Below are 1,707 nucleotides of genomic sequence, written 5' to 3' on the forward strand. Positions count from 1 at the left end.
GCGCCGGTCAGCGCGCTGCCCACGGACCCGCCCAGTGTGCGCAGCACCTGGTTGAACGCGATCGCGCTGCCGGTCTCCTCCGCGGGCACCACCCGCAGGATCAGCACCGGCATCACCACGAAGCTCACCCCGATGCCGAGCCCCTGGACCAGCACACCGACGGCGACCTGCCACAGCTCGTCGTGGAAGAAGGCCAGGAAGGCCAGGTCCAGACCGACGAGGGTGGGGCCTGCCAGCAGCAGGCTCTGCGCGGGGAACCGGCGCAGCAGGACCCGCACGATGCGCCCCGAGACCTGGCTGCCGACCGTGCTCGGCAGGACCACCAGCCCGGCGAAGACCAGCGACAGCCCGAAGCCGTACCCCGCGGACGCCGGGGTCTGGACCAGCTGGCTCACCGCCGAGGACCCGGCGAACAGCATCGCGCCCTGGACCAGCGCCACCGCGCTGGCGGACGCGACCGCCGAGTGCCGCAGCAAGCGCAGCCTGACGAGCGGATGGGGTACGCGCAGCCCGTGCCACACCCAGCCGACGAGCACGACGACGGCTCCACAGGCGAGCCCGAGCACGAGCGGATGGGCCCACCCCAGCGTGCCGCACAGGCTGATCGCCAGCAGCAGCGCGGCGAGCCCGCTTCCGAGCAGCAGGGCGCCGACGACGTCGAGCCGGGGCGGGCGGGGGGGCGCGGAGGGGGTCTCGCCGGGCACGGTGACCGCGACCCCGACGAGCGCGGCCGTGCTGAGCACCACGGCGAGGGCGAACGCCGCCCGGAGACCGAAGAGCTCCACGACGATCCCGGTGACCGGAAAGCTCAGCCCCGCGCCGGTCACCGTGCTGACCGCCAGGGCCGCGATCGCTCCGGGCAGCCGTTCCGGTGGCAGGTGGGCCCGGGCGATCGCCGTCGCCGCAGGCACCATCCCGTAGGTCAGCCCCTGCAGCGCCCGGCCTGCCAACAGCTGCCCGAACGTGGTCGCCGTCGCCGCCAGGACCCCGCCCGCCACCACCAGAGCCAGTGCGACCAGCAGGAACGTCCGGCGCCGGGGTCGGTCGCTGAGCGCGCCCAGCACCGGGGTCGTCACGGCCCCGACCAGCAGCGTGATCGTCAGCGTCCACTGGGCGGTGCCGCGGGAGACGTCGAACTCCGCGGAGACGGTGGGGATGAGCAGCGCGCCCAGCGACCCGACGACGGCGGTGCCGACGCCGAGGTAGACGAGCGCGGCGGTGAGGCCGCGTCCCGCTGTCGGCCCGGTCAGCCCTGCTCCAGGGCCGGGTCGGGGACCACCGTGAACCCGGGCCGGACGGGCGGCTGCTCGGGCCCCGGGACCGCCGGGCGCGAGCCGTGGCCCGAGCAGCCGCCCGGCGGTCCCGGGGCCGGGAGCGACGGCCCGGAAGTAGCCGCGCGCGAGGCGGAACCGACCGTGCTCCGGGTCCCGCACGACGTGCGCGAAGTCGTTCTCGACCAGGTAGGGGTCGGTGAGGAAACCTGCCCGGGTTCGACCCCGTCCTGCAGTCCCGATCGGGTCTCGCGGCGGCCCAGGGCGGTGCGGACGAGCCCGTGCCCACCTCCGCGCCCGCCATCGACGTCGCCACCGGCGTGGTCACCGCCTTGGGGCTGCTCGCCACACTCGTGGAGCGCGAGACGAGCGGCGTGGGCGCGCACGTCACCACCTCGCTGGCCGCGACCTCGACGTTCCTGCAGGCCGCCGAGCT

Annotated in this window: 2 protein-coding genes; one reads left to right on the plus strand and one right to left on the minus strand. The window is 75.5% G+C overall.

Annotated features, from left to right (window positions below):
• Positions 1 to 1,433, minus strand: a 1,433-nt coding sequence (locus tag H5J29_RS31620; RefSeq protein WP_181784592.1) for an MFS transporter, incomplete at its 3' end; no start/stop codon positions are given.
• 47 nt (positions 1,434 to 1,480) lie between these two features.
• On the opposite strand from H5J29_RS31620, the gene H5J29_RS36685 reads away from it, so the two are divergent.
• A partial coding sequence (locus tag H5J29_RS36685; protein WP_181784593.1) for a CoA transferase occupies positions 1,481 to 1,707 on the plus strand: 227 nt, incomplete at its 3' end.

It is taken from the genome of Pseudonocardia pini (assembly GCF_013870575.1).
Classification (GTDB): Bacteria; Actinomycetota; Actinomycetes; order Mycobacteriales; family Pseudonocardiaceae; genus Pseudonocardia; species Pseudonocardia pini.